18 protein-coding genes are annotated in these 17,395 nt (G+C 59.1%); 6 read left to right on the forward strand and 12 right to left on the reverse strand.

Annotated features, from left to right (window positions below; translation table 11 throughout):
* Window positions 1–44: 44 nt before the first annotated feature.
* Window positions 45–260 (reverse strand): dodecin, encoded by a 216-nt coding sequence (locus tag ACP7BN_RS10125; RefSeq protein ID WP_420649976.1) that lies wholly within the window; start codon window positions 258–260, stop codon window positions 45–47.
* Between the two features lie 156 nt (window positions 261–416).
* Between ACP7BN_RS10125 and ACP7BN_RS10130 the strand changes: the two genes are divergently transcribed.
* Window positions 417–743: a DUF883 family protein gene (locus ACP7BN_RS10130; RefSeq protein ID WP_420649975.1), complete on the forward strand. Its 327-nt coding sequence runs from the start codon at window positions 417–419 to the stop codon at window positions 741–743.
* Here ACP7BN_RS10130 and ACP7BN_RS10135 read toward each other — a convergent pair.
* Window positions 716–1,633 carry a LysR family transcriptional regulator gene (locus ACP7BN_RS10135; RefSeq protein ID WP_426203728.1) on the reverse strand — a complete coding sequence of 306 codons (918 nt, stop codon included), beginning with the start codon at window positions 1,631–1,633 and terminating at the stop codon, window positions 716–718. The genes ACP7BN_RS10130 and ACP7BN_RS10135 overlap by 28 nt on opposite strands.
* A gap of 113 nt (window positions 1,634–1,746) precedes the next feature.
* Here ACP7BN_RS10135 and trpB point away from each other — a divergent pair, with 113 nt between their 5' ends.
* The 3 genes from trpB (at window position 1,747) to ACP7BN_RS10150 (ending at window position 4,369) form a co-directional block, all read left to right on the forward strand.
* Window positions 1,747–2,979 (forward strand): tryptophan synthase subunit beta, encoded by a 1,233-nt coding sequence (trpB, locus tag ACP7BN_RS10140; protein ID WP_426203730.1) that lies wholly within the window; start codon window positions 1,747–1,749, stop codon window positions 2,977–2,979.
* A complete protein-coding gene (trpA, locus tag ACP7BN_RS10145; RefSeq protein WP_426203731.1) occupies window positions 2,979–3,791 on the forward strand; it encodes a tryptophan synthase subunit alpha in 813 nt (270 codons plus the stop codon). The genes trpB and trpA overlap by 1 nt, the downstream gene beginning before the upstream one ends.
* Before the next feature lie 122 nt (window positions 3,792–3,913).
* Window positions 3,914–4,369 carry an anti-virulence regulator CigR family protein gene (locus ACP7BN_RS10150; protein WP_426203733.1) on the forward strand — a complete coding sequence of 152 codons (456 nt, stop codon included), beginning with the start codon at window positions 3,914–3,916 and terminating at the stop codon, window positions 4,367–4,369.
* Between the two features lie 73 nt (window positions 4,370–4,442).
* Here ACP7BN_RS10150 and ACP7BN_RS10155 read toward each other — a convergent pair whose 3' ends face one another.
* From ACP7BN_RS10155 to ACP7BN_RS10200, 10 genes are all read right to left on the reverse strand, one after another.
* A complete protein-coding gene (locus ACP7BN_RS10155; protein WP_426203735.1) occupies window positions 4,443–6,404 on the reverse strand; it encodes a DUF4105 domain-containing protein in 1,962 nt (653 codons plus the stop codon).
* The gene (locus ACP7BN_RS10160; protein ID WP_426203737.1) at window positions 6,401–6,721 is read right to left on the reverse strand and encodes a DUF2388 domain-containing protein; all 321 of its coding nucleotides are present in this window, start codon (window positions 6,719–6,721) and stop codon (window positions 6,401–6,403) included. The genes ACP7BN_RS10155 and ACP7BN_RS10160 overlap by 4 nt, the downstream gene beginning before the upstream one ends.
* A gap of 28 nt (window positions 6,722–6,749) precedes the next feature.
* Window positions 6,750–7,058: a DUF2388 domain-containing protein gene (locus ACP7BN_RS10165; protein ID WP_426203739.1), complete on the reverse strand. Its 309-nt coding sequence runs from the start codon at window positions 7,056–7,058 to the stop codon at window positions 6,750–6,752.
* A gap of 105 nt (window positions 7,059–7,163) precedes the next feature.
* On the reverse strand, window positions 7,164–7,481 hold the full coding sequence (locus ACP7BN_RS10170; RefSeq protein ID WP_426203740.1) for a DUF2388 domain-containing protein: 318 nt from the start codon (window positions 7,479–7,481) through the stop codon (window positions 7,164–7,166).
* Window positions 7,482–7,811: 330 nt separating this feature from the next.
* Window positions 7,812–8,027 (reverse strand): DUF1127 domain-containing protein, encoded by a 216-nt coding sequence (locus ACP7BN_RS10175; RefSeq protein ID WP_007902752.1) that lies wholly within the window; start codon window positions 8,025–8,027, stop codon window positions 7,812–7,814.
* 321 nt (window positions 8,028–8,348) lie between these two features.
* On the reverse strand, window positions 8,349–9,842 hold the full coding sequence (locus tag ACP7BN_RS10180) for an acetyl-CoA hydrolase/transferase family protein (RefSeq protein WP_426203742.1): 1,494 nt from the start codon (window positions 9,840–9,842) through the stop codon (window positions 8,349–8,351).
* A 214-nt stretch (window positions 9,843–10,056) separates the two neighbouring features.
* Window positions 10,057–11,490, reverse strand: a complete 1,434-nt coding sequence (locus ACP7BN_RS10185) for an NAD(P)(+) transhydrogenase (Re/Si-specific) subunit beta (protein WP_420649965.1) — start codon at window positions 11,488–11,490, stop codon at window positions 10,057–10,059.
* On the reverse strand, window positions 11,490–11,810 hold the full coding sequence (locus tag ACP7BN_RS10190; RefSeq protein WP_003187417.1) for an NAD(P) transhydrogenase subunit alpha: 321 nt from the start codon (window positions 11,808–11,810) through the stop codon (window positions 11,490–11,492). The genes ACP7BN_RS10185 and ACP7BN_RS10190 overlap by 1 nt, the downstream gene beginning before the upstream one ends.
* Window positions 11,811–11,825: 15 nt before the next feature.
* Window positions 11,826–12,947, reverse strand: a complete 1,122-nt coding sequence (locus ACP7BN_RS10195) for a Re/Si-specific NAD(P)(+) transhydrogenase subunit alpha (RefSeq protein ID WP_426203744.1) — start codon at window positions 12,945–12,947, stop codon at window positions 11,826–11,828.
* 434 nt (window positions 12,948–13,381) lie between these two features.
* Window positions 13,382–14,281 carry a LysR family transcriptional regulator gene (locus tag ACP7BN_RS10200; RefSeq protein WP_426203746.1) on the reverse strand — a complete coding sequence of 300 codons (900 nt, stop codon included), beginning with the start codon at window positions 14,279–14,281 and terminating at the stop codon, window positions 13,382–13,384.
* Between the two features lie 158 nt (window positions 14,282–14,439).
* Here ACP7BN_RS10200 and ACP7BN_RS10205 point away from each other — a divergent pair, with 158 nt between their 5' ends.
* Entirely contained in the window at window positions 14,440–15,621 is a 1,182-nt protein-coding gene (locus ACP7BN_RS10205) for an acyl-CoA dehydrogenase (protein ID WP_420649962.1), read from the forward strand.
* A gap of 13 nt (window positions 15,622–15,634) precedes the next feature.
* The gene (locus ACP7BN_RS10210) at window positions 15,635–16,855 is read left to right on the forward strand and encodes a CaiB/BaiF CoA transferase family protein (RefSeq protein WP_426203748.1); all 1,221 of its coding nucleotides are present in this window, start codon (window positions 15,635–15,637) and stop codon (window positions 16,853–16,855) included.
* Window positions 16,856–17,395 lie beyond the last annotated feature (540 nt).

A 17,395-nucleotide genomic window follows, 5' to 3' on the forward strand; every position in this document is an offset into this window, starting at 1 on the left:
CTATGGCACTCCGCCAGCGCGCAAGTTCAGAAGACTGACCAAACTCAGCTGCTGGCGATCCGGAACCCGACTTTCAGGGTCACCTGAAAGTGCGCAGCCTTGCCATCCTTGATGTGGCCACGGGTCTCGGTCACTTCAAACCATTCCAGATGTTTGATGCTCTTGTTGGCTTCGGCCAACGCGTTGTTGATTGCCTCTTCGATGCTGTTCTCGGACGACCCGACCAGCTCGACTTTCTTGTACGTGTGATGGTCACTCATGGTGTTCTCCTTGAAGTGTGAAATACAGCCTAGCAGCGATTTGCCGTGTTGATTTCGGTGGCTCCGGCGAAGGGAAGTTCAGATTTTCTGCACTTTCTCGAACCGCTGAAGTCCCAATCAACACACGCCACTCATCACCAATGCAGGAGAGCCACCATGGCCAACACTTCTCTACGTAAAGCCTCATTGCAAAGCATGGAAGCGGAGATCGAGAGTCTGCTCAAGTCGTTGGAAAGCCTCAAAGATGACGCTTCGGACGAGTCGCGCAAGACCCTCAAGGCGCTCAAAGGCAATGCTGAAAGCGCGCTGAAGCATTCGCGCAGCTTGCTCAGCGATGCCTACGAAGAAGTCAAAGTGAAAACCCGCGAAACCGGGATCGCCACCCGTGATTACGCTCAGGAACATCCATGGACCACCGCCGGTGTAGCCGTCGGCGCCCTGGGTCTGGTCGCTGCTTACTTGCTGTTCAAACGCGGCGAGTGATCCGTCTGGCGCAGCTCATGTTTGAGCCATTGCGCCAGTTGCCGAGCGCGCCCGTCCGCGGCGCGCTTGGGTAGCCACAACGCCAGTTGCGCCGGGGTTTCACAGAAGCCCCACGGCGCAACCAGGCGACCGGCCTTCAAGTCTTCCGCCACCAGTGGCTCTGGTGCAATCGCCACCCCGAGGCCTGCGACAGCGGCTTCCAGCAAATAATACAAATGCTCAAACCCTTGCCCGAGCTTCAACGCCTTCGCGTCGAGGCCGCTTTGCTGTGCCCAGCTTGGCCAGGCTTGCGGGCGCGAAGTGGTGTGCAGCAACGGTTCGCCGAGCAATGCGCTGGCGGGGGCGTCTGTTAACTGTTGATAGCCGCTGAACAGCGGGCTCATGACCGGGCCGATGCGTTCGCTGGCCAGTTCATAGACCTGCATGTCCGCTGGCCATGGCGGTTCGGCGAACAGCAGCAACGCGTCTAATCCGGGACGGCGTGGATCGAGATCGCCTTCGCCGGCCGACAGGTGCAGGCGCAAATCCGGCAGATCAGCATTCAAGCGTCCCAAACGTGGAATGAACCAGCGCGCCAACAGGCTACCGGAGCAGCCGAGCACGAACGGCGCATCCGCGGTGCTTTGGGTCAGCTCTGCGCAAACACTGCGCAAACGCTCGAAAGCCTCGCCGCTGGCGTCACGCAGGCGAATGCCGGCATCTGTGAGTTTCAGGCCGCGGCCATCTTTGATGAACAGACTGACGCCGAGGTGTTCTTCAAGCACCTTGAGCTGGCGACTGACCGCACCGTGGGTAACGTGCAGCTGTTCAGCAGCCTGACTGACGCTATTCAGACGGGCGGTGGCTTCGAAGGCGCGCAGGGCGTTCAGCGGGGGAAGGTCGTGGCTCATGGGATCTGTGAGTTTTCCTGACAGGTTGCGGCGATCTTATCGGTTTTCAGTCTGGAAGGTCAGGGGTAGAGTGGGCGCCATTGCCTTCTTTTGAAAATCAGCTGGAGCGACCCATGACCCAGACTTCGAACACTTCCGATCTGCGTAACGGCCCTGACGCCAACGGCCTGTTTGGCGCGTTCGGTGGCCGCTACGTAGCTGAAACCCTGATGCCGTTGATCCTCGACCTCGCCCGTGAGTACGAAGTGGCCAAGGAAGATTCTGCGTTCAAAGAGGAATTGGCCTACTTCCAGCGCGATTACGTCGGACGTCCTAGCCCGCTGTATTACGCCGAGCGTCTTACCGAGTTCTGCGGCGGCGCCAAGATCTACCTCAAGCGCGAAGAGCTTAATCACACTGGCGCGCACAAGATCAACAACTGCATCGGCCAGATCCTCTTGGCGCGGCGTATGGGCAAGAAACGCATCATCGCCGAGACCGGCGCCGGCATGCACGGTGTGGCAACTGCGACTGTGGCTGCGCGTTTCGGTCTGGATTGCGTGATCTACATGGGCACCACCGACATCGAGCGCCAGCAGGCCAACGTATTTCGCATGAAGCTGCTGGGTGCCGAAGTGATCCCGGTGGTCGCCGGCACCGGCACTCTGAAAGATGCGATGAACGAAGCGCTGCGCGACTGGGTGACCAACGTCGACAGCACTTTCTACCTGATCGGCACCGTGGCTGGCCCGCATCCTTATCCTGCAATGGTTCGCGACTTCCAGGCCGTGATCGGCAAGGAAACCCGCGATCAGTTGCAGGCTCAGGAAGGTCGTTTGCCGGACAGTCTGGTGGCGTGCATCGGTGGCGGTTCCAACGCGATGGGGCTGTTCCACCCGTTCCTCGACGACAAGAGCGTTGAAATCATCGGCGTCGAAGCCGCCGGTTATGGCATCGAAACCGGCAAGCACGCGGCCAGCCTCAACGGCGGCGTACCGGGTGTGTTGCACGGCAACCGCACGTTCCTGCTGCAGGACGACGATGGCCAGATCATCGACGCGCATTCGATTTCTGCCGGTCTCGACTATCCCGGCATCGGCCCTGAGCACGCATGGTTGCATGACATCGGCCGCGTCCAGTACACCTCGGTGACTGACGACGAAGCGCTGGATGCGTTCCACAAATGCTGCCGTCTCGAAGGGATCATCCCTGCACTGGAAAGCGCTCATGCGTTGGCTGAAGTGTTCAAACGCGCACCGAAGCTGCCGAAGGATCACCTGATGGTGGTCAACCTGTCCGGTCGCGGCGACAAAGACATGCAGACCGTCATGCACCATATGGAAACCGCTAAGCAGGAGAAACACTGATGAGCCGCCTGCAAACCCGTTTTGCCGAACTCAAACAACAAAATCGCGCCGCACTGGTGACCTTCGTCACGGCCGGTGACCCGGACTACGACACTTCGCTGGCGATCCTCAAGGGCCTGCCGAAGGCCGGCGCCGATGTGATCGAGTTGGGCATGCCGTTCACCGATCCGATGGCCGACGGACCGGCGATCCAACTGGCGAACATCCGCGCCTTGGGCGCCAAGCAGAATCTGCTCAAAACCCTGCAAATGGTGCGCGAGTTCCGTCAGGAAAACAGCGAAACCCCGCTGGTGCTGATGGGCTACTTCAACCCGATTCACATGTACGGCGTGCCGCGTTTCATCGCCGACGCGAAAGAAGCCGGCGTCGACGGTCTGATCGTGGTCGACATGCCGCCGGAACATAACGAAGAACTGTGCGACCCGGCCCAGGCCGCGGGCATCGACTTCATCCGCCTGACCACACCGACCACCGATGATGCGCGTTTGCCGCGCGTGCTCAACGGCAGTTCCGGGTTTGTATATTACGTGTCGGTGGCCGGCGTGACTGGCGCCGGTGCCGCGACTCTGGAACATGTCGAAGAAGCCGTGGCGCGTCTGCGTCGGCATACCGATCTGCCGATCAGCATCGGTTTCGGCATCCGCACGCCGGAGCAAGCAGCGGCAATCGCGCGGCTGGCGGACGGCGTGGTGGTGGGTTCGGCGCTGATCGATCACATCGCCAACGCGACCACTCCGGCGCAAGCCATCGACGGCGTGCTGAGCCTGTGTTCGGCATTGTCCGAAGGCGTGCGTAAGGCCCGCGTCAGCTGAAGGTAAAGTTCCTGATACAGAGGAATTAGCCCCTCGCGGCACAGACTAATCCAGCAAGACCGAGGGATTCAGAACCACGTTCTGAATCCCTTTTTGCTGTCAGTGCAGTGAGGAAAGACTCGATGAAAATGCCGAAACGTCTGATTGCCAGTCTGGGCGTCCTGATGATCAGTGCGACGCCGCTGCTGGCCAGCGCCGATCAGCGTGATGATCAACGCAACGATCACGACCGCGGCGGCCCGGAGCAGGGCCAGCATGACAATCGCAGTGACGATCACCGTGGCCCGCAAAACAACCACCGGGGTGGCCCGCCGCCGCGCGACTTTGGGCCGGTGCGGCAGACCATTCGCGATAACCATGGCTACTTCGTGCGTGGGGCACCGCCACCGCCGGGTATGCACCTGGAGCGCGGACGGCCGTTACCGCATGGCTATTACGGCGAGCGTCTGGATAACCGCGCGATGGAGCGTCTGCCATATTATCCAGGCTATGAATGGCGCCGGGCCGGTGGCGATATTGTGCTGATCGCGGTGGGCACCGGGATCGTCTATGAAATTCTGGATGGCGTTTTGTACTGATCTGACAAGATCACCTGTGGCGAGGGAGCAAGCTCCCTCGCCACATCATTCGGATAACTCCGAAGCTGCTGTTCTACGGTAACTCCAACCCACCCGACGCCTTGTGCAGTTTGCGCAGATGCTCGCCGATCTGCTTCACGTTGGCCTCGCTTGCGGCGATCTCGGCAGCACGCTGGGGCTCCAGCAACTTGCGCACTTCCTTGTCCAGATCCCCGGTCAGCGCCAGCAACTGTTTCTGGCGCTGGCTGCTTTCCGCTTCCAGACGTTTGGACTCATCCGGCTGCGGCAGACCATAACCACGGCTGTCGAGCAGTTCCGCCGGACGGCTGAGGAAGCCGCTGTTGGCGAGGATCTGCTGCAAGGTCGCATTGGCCTTGTCCATACCGCCGTTCTCCAGCTCGCGGGCACCGAGGTAGCGTTGCTTGACCTCATCCTGCGCCAGCAACAACTGACGGCGGAAGCTCGCCTGCTCCAGCAGCAACAACGCCGCGCTGGTGCGCAGGTCGGCGCGCTCGAACCACGCTCGGCGTTCTTCGGCGGTCAACGAAAGCCATTCCTCGACCGTATTCTGTTTGATCGGCAGCTGCTTTTTCAGCACATCGAACATCGCCTGATAGCGATCACGGAAAGAGTCGAAGCGATAACCCAGACGCAGCGCTTCTTTCGGATCATCCAGCACGCTGGTGTCCGCCAGGCCTCGGCCCTTGAGCACTTCCAGCAAACCGTTGGGCATGATGTTGTCGAGGCCCACGAGCTTGGCGTTGTCGGTGCCGCTGCGCAGCAGTTTCAGGCCCTCGACCGCGCAGTTGTTGGACAGGAAGAAGTAGTTGCCGTCATAGCTCCAGTGCATTTCGGCGGCGTGTTCGACCACGCCTTCAATTTCACTACGCGACAGGTTCAGCGGCACCGAGGCGAGGCTGCGCAACTCGGTCTTGGTGTATTCATCGATCACCTGCGCCAGCGGCAACACGAACAGGCGTGACGGGTATTTGCCGACCAGTCCGTCCCAGCTCGACAACTGCACATCACCGACGAAGGCGCGGTAGGACAGCACCAGATGCTGATCCAGATCGAGTCGGCAATCCGGGCCGCGTGGCCGTCCCGGCGCGCAGATCACCAGCCGCAACATGCTGTGACCCCAACGGCTGACCCAGTTCTGGTTGGCCTCGGCCAGCAGGTAATCGACGGCGTAAACGCGTTCCGGATCGACTTGGCCCAACGGCTGTTTGGCAAAATCGTTGCCAGCGTTGAGGAAGGAGAACGATTTGCTGCACTCGTCCTTGGCCGGTGGTGCCCAGCCGAAGTGCTGTTGGTAATAGCGATACAGCGCCGGGCGGCGGCAGGCATAGCTTGGGTCGAGGAGGAAATACTCCATGTTGACCGCGACAAACTCTTTCGGACTGGAGATCTCGTACAGATCCGGACTACGGACGATCTGCCGGTTGTGCTGTTCACGTTCACCGCGACGGCCGACGTATTGCTGCCAACCGGCGAGGTCGAGCAGACGCGGGTCATCGCTGAGGGTGAAGCGCCGGCCGTTCTGGCCGCGACATTCATCGGGGATGCCGATCAGTCCGGCACTGTTGCTGCGACGGGTGCAGCGCTGGATCAGCGTGCGCTCGGCGTCTGGCCACAGGCGCGCGCGATCGTAAATGTGGGTGATTTCGTGCAGTACCGTGGCCAGCAGTTCCTGACGCACGGTGCCGTGGGGGCGACTGGTTTTTTCCTTGGCCGCACTACCGTCGGTGAGGCCGGCGAGCAGTTTGCGGTTCAGATCGAGCTCGGAGACCAGCGTTGCCTGGCCGTAAGCGTTGGAGGGCATGTCGTCGGTCCAGCCGACATCGATGCGCCGATCCAGTCGCTCGATGAAGCTCGGTGGCAATGCCCGCATGGCTTCATCCAGCAGCGTCTGGCTGGCCTGCTGTTGCGCGGGGCTCAGACCCTCGGCCTTGAGCCGTAATTGCAGGCCCGCATGGGCGCTGTTGCCAAGCAGCAACAACGCCCCGGCCATTAGCCAGGCGCCGACTGACTTCACAGTGCGAGGATGGCTTCGGCGAGTACCTGATCACTGGCGTCACGGGCTTCCGGAACGCGGGTGCGCAGCGTGTTGAGCGCGGCTTCGAGGTGCGCGCCACGGATATCGCCGTCGCTGGCGACAAAACTGGCAGCGTCGTCGTGGGCTTCACGGATGATTTTCGAATCGCGGATCGAAGTGGTGGTATCGGAAGTGAAATCGATAGTGCGCTGAGATGCGCGAACGATGATGTTACTGGTGGCTACCAGGGTGTGTGCCTGGGCCATATCGGCCAACAAAAACAGGCCAAGGGCGGCAGCAATCAGCGGGCTACGCATGGAACGACTCCGAAAGGGACAAAGATAGCTATTGGACGAGAATTGCTTCTGCCAGTTCAAGGTCACCAGCATGAAGTTTTGGCCGGGATTTGCGCAGGTAATGCAGCGCGGATTCCAGCTGTGGGCCTCGCAGTTGACCGTCACTGGCAACGAACGCCGCCGCATCGTCGTGCGCGGCGAACAGCAGTTTACGGTCGAATGGCGCCGAAGACACCATGCCAGTCGCCCAAACGCTGACGACGGTGTTTTGCGTGGACAGATCAAAGGCATTCACCGACGTCGCCCAACAGGCGGTCAGCAAGATAGAAGGGATGAGCAGATTTGAAAGAAAACGCATGGGACTCGGCAACAGTTAGCAAGCCGCAAGGCTAGCGTAATGCCCGGGCCAGAGCCAGCGCCGAAACATCGGGACACGACCGAGCGTGCCCCGTCATGCGCCGATTCAGATAGTCAGAATGGCTTGAGCCAACTGCGCGTCGGTCGCGTTCAGTTGTGGCGCCTGGTGGCGGATGTGATCGAGTGCGCTTTCGAGTTTCACGCCACGGATTTCGCCTTCGCTTGCGACGAAGCTGGCAGCGTCATCTCGGGCGGCGAGTACGATTTTGTCGTCACGGAACGACGAGGTCACGTCGGAGGTTGCGTCCGAGGAAGCTTTCAGGGCGCCGACGATAGAGTCGGTGGTGACGATGAAGCTGGTGGCACTGGCGTTGGCAGCCACGGCCAACAGGGCGGCGGCGCTGAGCAGGCGAAGACGTGTCATGGGATAACTCCTGTGGATAAACCGTTTTGAGAGGTGGCACGGTGTCTGGGAGTCAGACGCCATCGGCGCAGCATTCGCCACTTACTGAATGAATATTAGGCTGCTCTGTGCAGTTCGCACAGCGCTGAAATGCCGAATGAATCCAAAATTCTTAACTGTACCTATTGATATCTCTAATCCAGAAACTGTATCTGTCAGCTCTCTTGAGTGCTTGCTTCGCGCTTCCAGACCTCTGAAACGACAAAACCCGTCGCGGTTTCCCACGACGGGTTTTGTTTGTTCAATTCGGGTGCTGGCGGTGGGTCTGACGACCAGAGCCAGCGACGCTGTTTAGCGCCAGAACGGCTTGCTCAGCTCTTCGTAGCGTTGTGCTTCGCTAATCCCGGCATCAGCCAGCAGACGCGAATCCAGACGAGCCAGTTGATGGCGGCTGGAGATGCGGCGTTGCCACAGCATCAGGTTGGCAATAACGCGCAAAGGCATGGAGGCCTGGGTTTTTGCAGCAGTGTCTTCGAAGAACAGTTCGGAACTGAGTGTACGTTCCATGGTTGACATCCTTCCGCTTGTGGCGGGATCAGGTAGTGGTTTGACTGGTGCCCATGATCCTCTCGTTTGGCCAGACTCTCTAGATACAGTTCACCTGTATTGTGAGTGAGCAGTTAACTGTTTATAGGGGGTGTACGGGTCGAAATTGTGCAAACTGTACCTGTCTGCCCTCAAGTGGTGCGTTTTTGGCGAATTAACCAAGATATGTGGGCAGAGTCTGTAGGAAATGACCGGTACAGCAGTACAGTTTTTGCCAAGAAAGAAGCTTTGCGATATCCCACTGATAAAACTGTGTTTGCGTCAGCGGGATATCTGTGTGAATCAGACCTTGAGCATGCGCCCGGTTTCTTCCAGATTGATGTGCCAGCTCAGCGCGTCACGCAGGATGTGCGGGGTGTGCCCGCCAATCGCGCAAGCCGCTGTGAAGTAATCATTCAGGGCCTGGCGATAGTCTGGGTGCACGCAATTATCGATGATTACGCGGGCGCGTTCGCGCGGCGCCAGTCCACGCAGATCCGCCAGGCCAACCTCGGTCACCAGAATGTCGACGTCATGCTCGGTATGGTCAACATGGCTGACCATTGGCACCACGCTGGAAATCGCGCCACCCTTGGCAATCGACTTGGTCACAAACACCGCCAGATGCGCATTGCGCGCGAAGTCGCCCGAGCCGCCGATGCCGTTCATCATCCGCGTGCCGCAGATGTGGGTCGAGTTGACGTTGCCGTAGATGTCGAACTCCAGTGCAGTGTTGATACCAATGATGCCCAGCCGCCGGACGACTTCCGGATGGTTGGAAATCTCCTGCGGGCGCAGCACCAGTTTGTCTTTGTACTTCTCCAGATTGCCGAACACGTCAGTGTTGCGTCGTTCCGACAACGTGATCGAGCTGCCCGAAGCGAAGCTCAGCTTGCCGGCATCGATCAGGTCGAAGGTCGAGTCCTGCAGCACTTCGGAATACATCGTCAGATCTTCGAACGGTGAATCAATCAGCCCGCACATCACCGCGTTGGCGATGTTGCCGATGCCGGCCTGCAACGGGCCGAGCTTGTTGGTCATGCGCCCGGCGTCGACTTCCTGTTTGAAGAAGGTGATCAGGTGATCGGCGATGGCGTTGGTATCGGCATCTGGCGCTGACACGGTGGACGGCGAGTCCGGCTGCTGGGTGATGACGATGGCGACGATCTTCTCCGGCGGAATCGGGATCGCGGTGCTGCCGATACGATCGTCGACTTTTACCAGCGGGATCGGCGTGCGAGTCGGGCGGTAGGTCGGGATATAGATGTCATGCAAGCCTTCGAGGTTGGCGTTGTGCGCCAGGTTGATCTCGACGATCACTTGCTTGGCAAAAATCGCGAAGCTCGCCGAGTTGCCCACGGAGGTGGTCGGCACGATGTGGCCTTGTTCGGTGATGGCTACGGCTTCAATGACCGCGATGTCCGGCAGCTTCAATTGCTGATTGCGCAGTTGCTCGACGGTTTCCGACAGATGCTGGTCGATGAACATCACTTGGCCGGCGTTGATTGCCTTGCGCAGAGTGCTGTCGACCTGAAACGGCATGCGCCGCGACAGCACGCCGGCCTCGGTCAGTTGCTTGTCGAGGTCGTTACCGAGGCTGGCGCCGGTCATCAAAGTGATCTTCAGCGGCGTGACCTTGGCTCGCTCGGCCAGCGCATGGGGCACGGCTTTGGCTTCGCCGGCGCGGGTGAAGCCGCTCATGCCGACGGTCATGCCGTCCTCAATCAGAGCTGCGGCGTCGGCGGCGCTCATCACTTTGTCCAACAACGAAGGCAGGCGAATACGGTCACGGTACATGGATGTTTATCTCGGGTAGCGAGTAGCAGGATGCGCAGTCTAGTGAATTGGACGGGCGCCTGTCCCGCTACCAAGGTCGCAAACGAGGCGTCTATTCAGCGGGTTTCAAGTAAAACACCATTACCGGATCGGTAACAACGCGGCAAATTGTCCGGCAATTTGCGTAAACAAAAACGCCCCGACGAGTCGGGGCGTTAGGCATTGCGGTCGAAATTTACTCGACTGCTTTGACCATGTCTTCGATGACTTTTTTTGCGTCGCCGAACACCATCATGGTCTTGTCCAGGTAGAACAGTTCGTTGTCCAGACCGGCGTAGCCGCTGGCCATCGAGCGCTTGTTGACGATGATGGTCTTGGCCTTGAAGGCTTCGAGAATCGGCATGCCGGCAATCGGTGATTTCGGATCGTTCTTCGCCGCGGGGTTGACCACGTCGTTGGCGCCGAGCACCAGCACCACGTCGGCCTGACCGAATTCGGAGTTGATGTCTTCCATCTCGAACACCTGGTCGTACGGCACTTCGGCCTCGGCCAGCAATACGTTCATGTGTCCGGGCATGCGACCGGCCACCGGGTGGATCGCGTACTTCACGGTCACGCCACGATGGGTCAGTTTCTCGGTCAGCTCTTTCAGCGCGTGCTGTGCCCGCGCCACCGCCAGGCCATAGCCCGGAACGATGATCACGGTGTCAGCGTTGGTCAGCAGAAAGGTCGCGTCGTCAGCCGAACCGGATTTCACCGGACGCGCTTCTTTCGCGCCCGCCGGGCCAGCATCCACCGTGTTGCCGAAACCACCGAGCAGCACATTAAAGAAGGAACGGTTCATCGCCTTGCACATGATGTACGAGAGGATTGCACCGCTCGAACCCACCAGCGAACCGGCGATGATCAGCATCGAGTTGTTCAGCGAGAAGCCGATCCCCGCCGCAGCCCAGCCCGAGTAGCTGTTGAGCATCGACACCACTACCGGCATATCCGCGCCACCAATCGGGATGATGATCAGCACGCCCATCACGAACGCCAGCGCCAGCATCAGCGCGAACGCGGTGAGGTTGCCGGTGAACATGAAGGTCAGGCCGAGCGCCAGCGTCGCCAGACCGAGCACCGCATTCAGCTTGTGCTGACCGGCAAACTGTACCGGTGCGCCCTGAAACAGACGGAACTTGTACTTGCCCGAGAGCTTGCCGAACGCGATCACCGAACCGGAGAAGGTAATTGCACCAATCGCCGCGCCAAGGAACAGTTCCAGACGGTTGCCCGCCGGAATCGCGTCGCCCAAGTGTTTGACGATGCCCAGCGACTGCGGCTCAACCACGGCAGCGATGGCGATGAACACCGCCGCGAGGCCGATCATGCTGTGCATGAAGGCGACCAGTTCCGGCATCTTGGTCATTTCCACGCGCTTGGCCATGATCGAACCGGCAGTGCCACCGACCAGCAGGCCGACAATCACGTAACCGATGCCGGCAGTAGCCAGCTCAGCTCCGAGCTTATAGATGAGGCCCACCGTAGTGATAATCGCCAGACCCATGCCGAGCATGCCGAACAGGTTGCCGCGGCGTGAGGTGGTCGGGTGCGACAGGCCTTTGAGGGCCTGGATGAAGCAGATCGACGCGATCAGGTAGAGCGTCGTGACGAGATTCATGCTCATTACTTCGGCGCCTCTTCTTTTACTTTCGGGGCTTTCTTCTTGAACATCTCAAGCATGCGGCGGGTGACCAGAAAGCCACCGAACACGTTGACCGCAGCGAGCGCCACGGCGAGGGTGCCCATGGTTTTGCCCAGCGGCGTAACCGTCAGCGCGGCTGCGAGCATCGCGCCGACGATCACGATCGCCGAAATGGCGTTGGTCACTGCCATCAGCGGCGTGTGCAGCGCAGGCGTAACGTTCCAGACCACGTGGTAACCGACATAAATCGCCAGCACGAAGATGATCAGGTTGTAGATACCGGGGGAGATAAGCTCTTCCATCTTCTGAATCCCTGCTTAGGCGTTTTTGCGGATGACTTGGCCGTCGCGGCACATCAGGCACGCGGCGACGATGTCGTCTTCGAGGTTCACTTCAAACTGGCCTTCTTTGGTGAATACCAGTTTCAGGAAGTCCAGCAGGTTGCGTGCGTACAGCGCCGAAGCGTCTGCGGCGACTTCACCGGCAAGATTGGTCGGGCCGATGATGGTCACGCCGTTCTCGATCACCACCTGATCAGCCACGGTCAGCGGGCAGTTGCCGCCCTGCGCGGCTGCCAGGTCAATGACCACCGAACCGGGTTTCATCTGCGCCACGGTTTCCGCGCTGAGCAGCGTCGGTGCCTTGCGGCCCGGGATCAGTGCGGTGGTGATGACGATATCGGCCTGCTTGGCGCGTTCGTGCACCGCCAGCGCCTGACGTTGCATCCAGCTCGCCGGCATCGGCCGCGCGTAACCGCCGACACCGACGGCGCATTCGCGCTCTTCATCGGTTTCGTACGGCACGTCGACGAACTTGGCGCCGAGGGATTCGATCTGCTCCTTCACGGCCGGACGCACGTCGGACGCTTCGATGACTGCGCCCAGACGTTTCGCCGTGGCAATCGCCTGCAATCCGGCCACGCCCGCGCCGAGAATCAGCACGCGCGCCGCTTTCACAGTGCCCGCAGCGGTCATCAGCATCGGCATGAAACGCGGATAGTAGTGGGCGGCCAACAGCACCGACTTATAGCCGGCGATGTTTGCCTGCGACGACAACACATCGAGGCTCTGCGCCCGCGAAGTGCGTGGCGCCGCTTCCAGGGCGAACGCGGTGATCCCGCACTCGGCCAGTTTGGCGATGGTTTCATTGCTGAACGGATTGAGCATGCCCACCAGCACGGCACCGCGCTTGATTAGCGGCAGTTCGGCGTCGCTCGGGGCAACCACTTTGAGAATCAGCTCGGCACCAAACGCATCGTTGGCGCTGCCAATGGTTGCGCCTGCCGCCTCATAGGCACTGTCGACAACACTGGCCTTGATGCCGGCGCCGCTTTGCACAGTGACCTGATGACCTTGGCCGATCAGCTTTTTGATGGTTTCCGGGGTTGCAGCAACCCGCGTTTCACCTGTCTGGGTTTCGAGAGGAACACCAATGTGCACGTCAAATCTCCTGCGTGATCTTATTGAGTAAACCCAGGCACTGCGGATGGTGCGACTGGGGCGGCCGATCAGCACGATCCCGCCAAATCAGGGCGGGGCGCGGCATTTTGCAGGCGAACTTTCAGCCCTTCAAGGGATTATGACGGGTGACGGAAAATTAACTACAAGTCATGCCGTGACCGAATGTCGCAGATGACCGGCTTAATCCCTTGCAGGCCGTGCTCTGTATGGATTTTGGCTTGTTATTGAAATTTTTCGCATCGGTGGCGTGAATAGGCAGTAATGAGTCGTTGATCAAGGCGCAAAGCCACGTTGTCAGGCGCTTGTGGGACGTCTGTACGACCTTCGGATACAGTCTTCTGATTTGCGACAAATAGTTATATCTGTAGGGCTTTGGATATTCTGACTACCGGGTTAAGTATTGTCGCAAGCCTTTAGTCTTCTGGGTTGTAGCTGTGTGCCTGATTCACCAGCCAGTCGCGAAATGCCTTGAGTGACGCTGATTCGACTTTTCGCTCCGGAATCATCAGGTAATACGCCTTGATGCTGGACAGCGCATTCGGGTTGGCAACCACCAGGCGTTTCTCGGCCAATTCGCGCTGAATCAGGAACGGCGGGATCAACGCAACGCCCATGTCGTGCATGGCCGCTTGGGCCAGCATGGAGAATAGCTCGTAGCGCGGGCCTGTCATGTCGCGGGGGATATTCAACTGTTGCGAGTTGAACCACTGGCGCCAGGCGTAGGGGCGGGTGGTTTGTTGCAGGAGCGGTAGTTCGGCAATCTGCTCCGCTGTCAGATGCGTCCTGTCGCCAAGTAGGACGGGGCTGCATACCGGCATCGGATTCTCTCCCATCAGTCTGTGGGATTCGGTACCCGACCAATCCGCGTCACCAAAGTAGATCGCCGCATCAAATTCGGTATCGGCGAACAGGAAGGGGCGCGTACGGTTGGTCAGGTTGACCGTTACTTCCGGGTGCTTGAGCTGGAAATCCTTGAGTCGTGGCAACAGCCATTGGGTACCAAAGGTCGGCACCACCGCCAGTTCGATCACATTGGCGCCTTGCTGGCCCATCACTGAAAGCGTGTCGCGCTCGACAGCGTCCAGTTGAGTGGCGACCCGACGGCTGTAGGAAAGTCCGGCTTCGGTCAGCTTCACACCGCGTCGCGAGCGTCGGAACAGTTCCACGCTGAGGAAGTCCTCAAGGCTGGCGATTTGTCGGCAAATTGCGCCTTGGGTGAGGGAGAGTTCTTCGGCAGCCTTGGTGAAGCTCTCGTGGCGAGCGGCCGCTTCAAAACTGATCAGGGCCGTGGTGCTGGGTATCTTTCTGCGCATGTACGTCCACCTCACTAATACATCGCATAGCTGGCACTTGGCGACGTTTCGGAGTGAGAAATTAGCACAACAGGATGCGAAATCCTCGTTTGCCGCGACGGCGAACCGCGCCTAGGATCAATGCCACGTTTATTCACCCGATTTGCGAGGACTCACTCATGGCCGGCAAAGCTAGCTTCAACTGGATCGATCCCCTGCTGCTGGATCAACAGCTCACCGAAGAAGAGCGCATGATCCGCGACACTGCCGAGCAGTTCGCTCAGCAGAAGCTTGCGCCGCGTGTGCTCGAAGCTTTCCGCCATGAAAAGACTGACCCGGCGATCTTCCGCGAAATGGGTGAAGTCGGCCTGTTGGGCGCGACCATTCCTGAGCAGTACGGTGGCAGCGGTCTCAATTACGTGAGCTACGGTCTGATTGCCCGCGAAGTGGAGCGCGTTGATTCCGGCTATCGCTCGATGATGAGCGTGCAGTCTTCGCTGGTCATGGTGCCGATCAATGAATTCGGCACTGAGGCTCAGAAACAGAAATACCTGCCGAAACTTGCGTCCGGCGAGTGGATTGGCTGCTTCGGTCTGACAGAGCCTGATCACGGTTCCGACCCGGGGGCGATGATTACTCGTGCACGCAAGGTCGAAGGCGGCTACAGCCTGACCGGCGCCAAGATGTGGATTACCAACAGCCCGATCGCCGACGTGTTCGTGGTCTGGGGCAAAGATGATGCCGGCGACATCCGTGGCTTCGTATTGGAAAAAGGCTGGAAAGGCCTCAGCGCTCCGGCGATTCATGGCAAGGTCGGCCTGCGCGCCTCGATCACCGGTGAGATCGTCATGGACAACGTATTTGTGCCGGAAGAGAACATCTTTCCGGATGTGCGTGGCCTGAAAGGTCCGTTCACCTGCCTCAACTCAGCACGTTATGGCATTTCATGGGGCGCGCTGGGCGCTGCAGAGTTCTGCTGGCACACCGCTCGCCAGTACACCCTCGATCGCAAGCAGTTCGGTCGTCCATTGGCCGCGACTCAGTTGATCCAGAAGAAGCTGGCAGACATGCAGACCGAGATCACGCTGGCCCTGCAAGGTTGCCTGCGTCTGGGGCGTATGAAGGATGAGGGCACCGCTGCTGTTGAAATCACTTCGATGATGAAGCGTAACTCCTGCGGCAAGTCACTCGACATTGCGCGTATGGCTCGCGATATGTTGGGCGGTAACGGCATCTCCGACGAGTTCGGCGTGGCGCGTCACCTGGTCAACCTGGAAGTGGTGAATACCTATGAAGGTACGCACGACGTTCACGCGCTGATACTTGGCCGTGCGCAAACCGGTCTGCAGGCGTTCTATTAACAGGGGAGCGACCATGGGCGCGCTGTCGCATCTGCGGGTACTGGATTTATCGCGAGTGTTGGCCGGGCCTTGGGCCGGGCAGATCCTCGCCGACCTTGGGGCCGAGGTGATCAAGGTCGAGCGCCCCGGTAACGGCGACGACACTCGTGCCTGGGGGCCGCCCTTCCTTAAAGACGCTTATGGCGAGAATACTACGGAGGCGGCTTACTACCTGTCGGCCAACCGTAACAAGCAATCGGTGACCATCGACTTCACGCGCCCCGAGGGTCAGAAGCTGGTGCGCGAGCTGGCGGCCAAGTCGGACATCCTGATCGAGAACTTCAAGGTTGGCGGTCTGGCGGCGTATGGGTTGGATTACGAGTCGTTGAAGGCGATCAATCCGAATCTGATCTATTGCTCGATTACTGGCTTCGGTCAGACCGGGCCGTATGCCAAGCGGGCCGGTTATGACTTCATGATTCAGGGGCTGGGTGGGTTGATGAGTCTGACCGGTCGTCCTGAGGGTGATGAGGGCGCGGGGCCGGTGAAGGTTGGTGTAGCACTGACCGACATTCTTACCGGTCTGTACTCGACGGTAGCGATTCTGGCTGCGCTGGCCCATCGTGATCACGACGGCGGTGGGCAACATATAGATATGGCATTGCTGGACGTTCAGGTTGCTTGCCTGGCCAATCAGGCGATGAACTACCTGACTACGGGCAATGCGCCTACGCGTTTGGGCAACGCTCATCCGAACATCGTCCCGTATCAGGACTTTCCTACGGCTGACGGCGATTTCATCCTTACCGTGGGCAATGACGGCCAGTTCCGCAAGTTTGCCGAAGTGGCGGGGCAGCCGCAGTGGGCAGATGATCCGCGTTTTGCGACCAACAAGCTGCGGGTGGCGAACCGGGCGACGCTGATTCCGTTGATTCGTCAGGCAACTGTATTCAAGACCACGGCTGAGTGGGTCGCTCAGTTGGAGCGGGCGGGCGTGCCGTGCGGGCCGATCAATGATCTGTCGCAGGTGTTTGCTGATCCGCAAGTTCAGGCGCGCGGTCTGGCGATTGAAATGCCGCATCCGTTGGCGGGGGCGGTGCCGCAGGTGGCGAGTCCGATCAGGCTTTCGCAGACGCCTGTTGAATATCTTCGCGCTCCTCCTTTATTGGGTGAGCACACGCTGGAGGTTTTGCAGCGGGTGCTGGGTTTGGGGGCCGGTGCTGTGGCTGCGTTGAAAGAAGGTGGGGTGCTATGACGGTGCTTCTATATAGAGGGGGCTGTTTGGTGTCTTCTATATAGACGGGCTGGTTGTCTTTTGATCAATCTGCAAGTTATTGAAAGAGATACGAAATTAGGGGTTGACGGCAGATTCTGGAAGTCTATAATTCGCCCCACTTCCGGCGCAGTCGAAACGGAAAACTCCTTGAGATTCAATGAGTTATGTAGGTTTCGACAGTGCAGGGCTTCAGTTCATCGAAGTCTGGAAGTAGCTGAAAAAGAGGTGTTGACAGCAGCGTGTAACGCTGTAGAATTCGCCTCCCGCTGACGAGAGATCGGAAGCGCAAGTGGTTGAAGTTGTTGAAGAATTCTTCGAAAACTTCTGAAAATAATCACTTGACAGCAAATGAGGCTGCTGTAGAATGCGCGCCTCGGTTGAGACGAAAGATCTTAACCAACCGCTCTTTAACAACTGAATCAAGCAATTCGTGTGGGTGCTTGTGGAGTCAGACTGATAGTCAACAAGATTATCAGCATCACAAGTTACTCCGCGAGAAATCAAAGATGTAACCAACGA

This window comes from Pseudomonas sp. TWP3-1, assembly GCF_049896625.1.
GTDB lineage: Bacteria > Pseudomonadota > Gammaproteobacteria > Pseudomonadales > Pseudomonadaceae > Aquipseudomonas.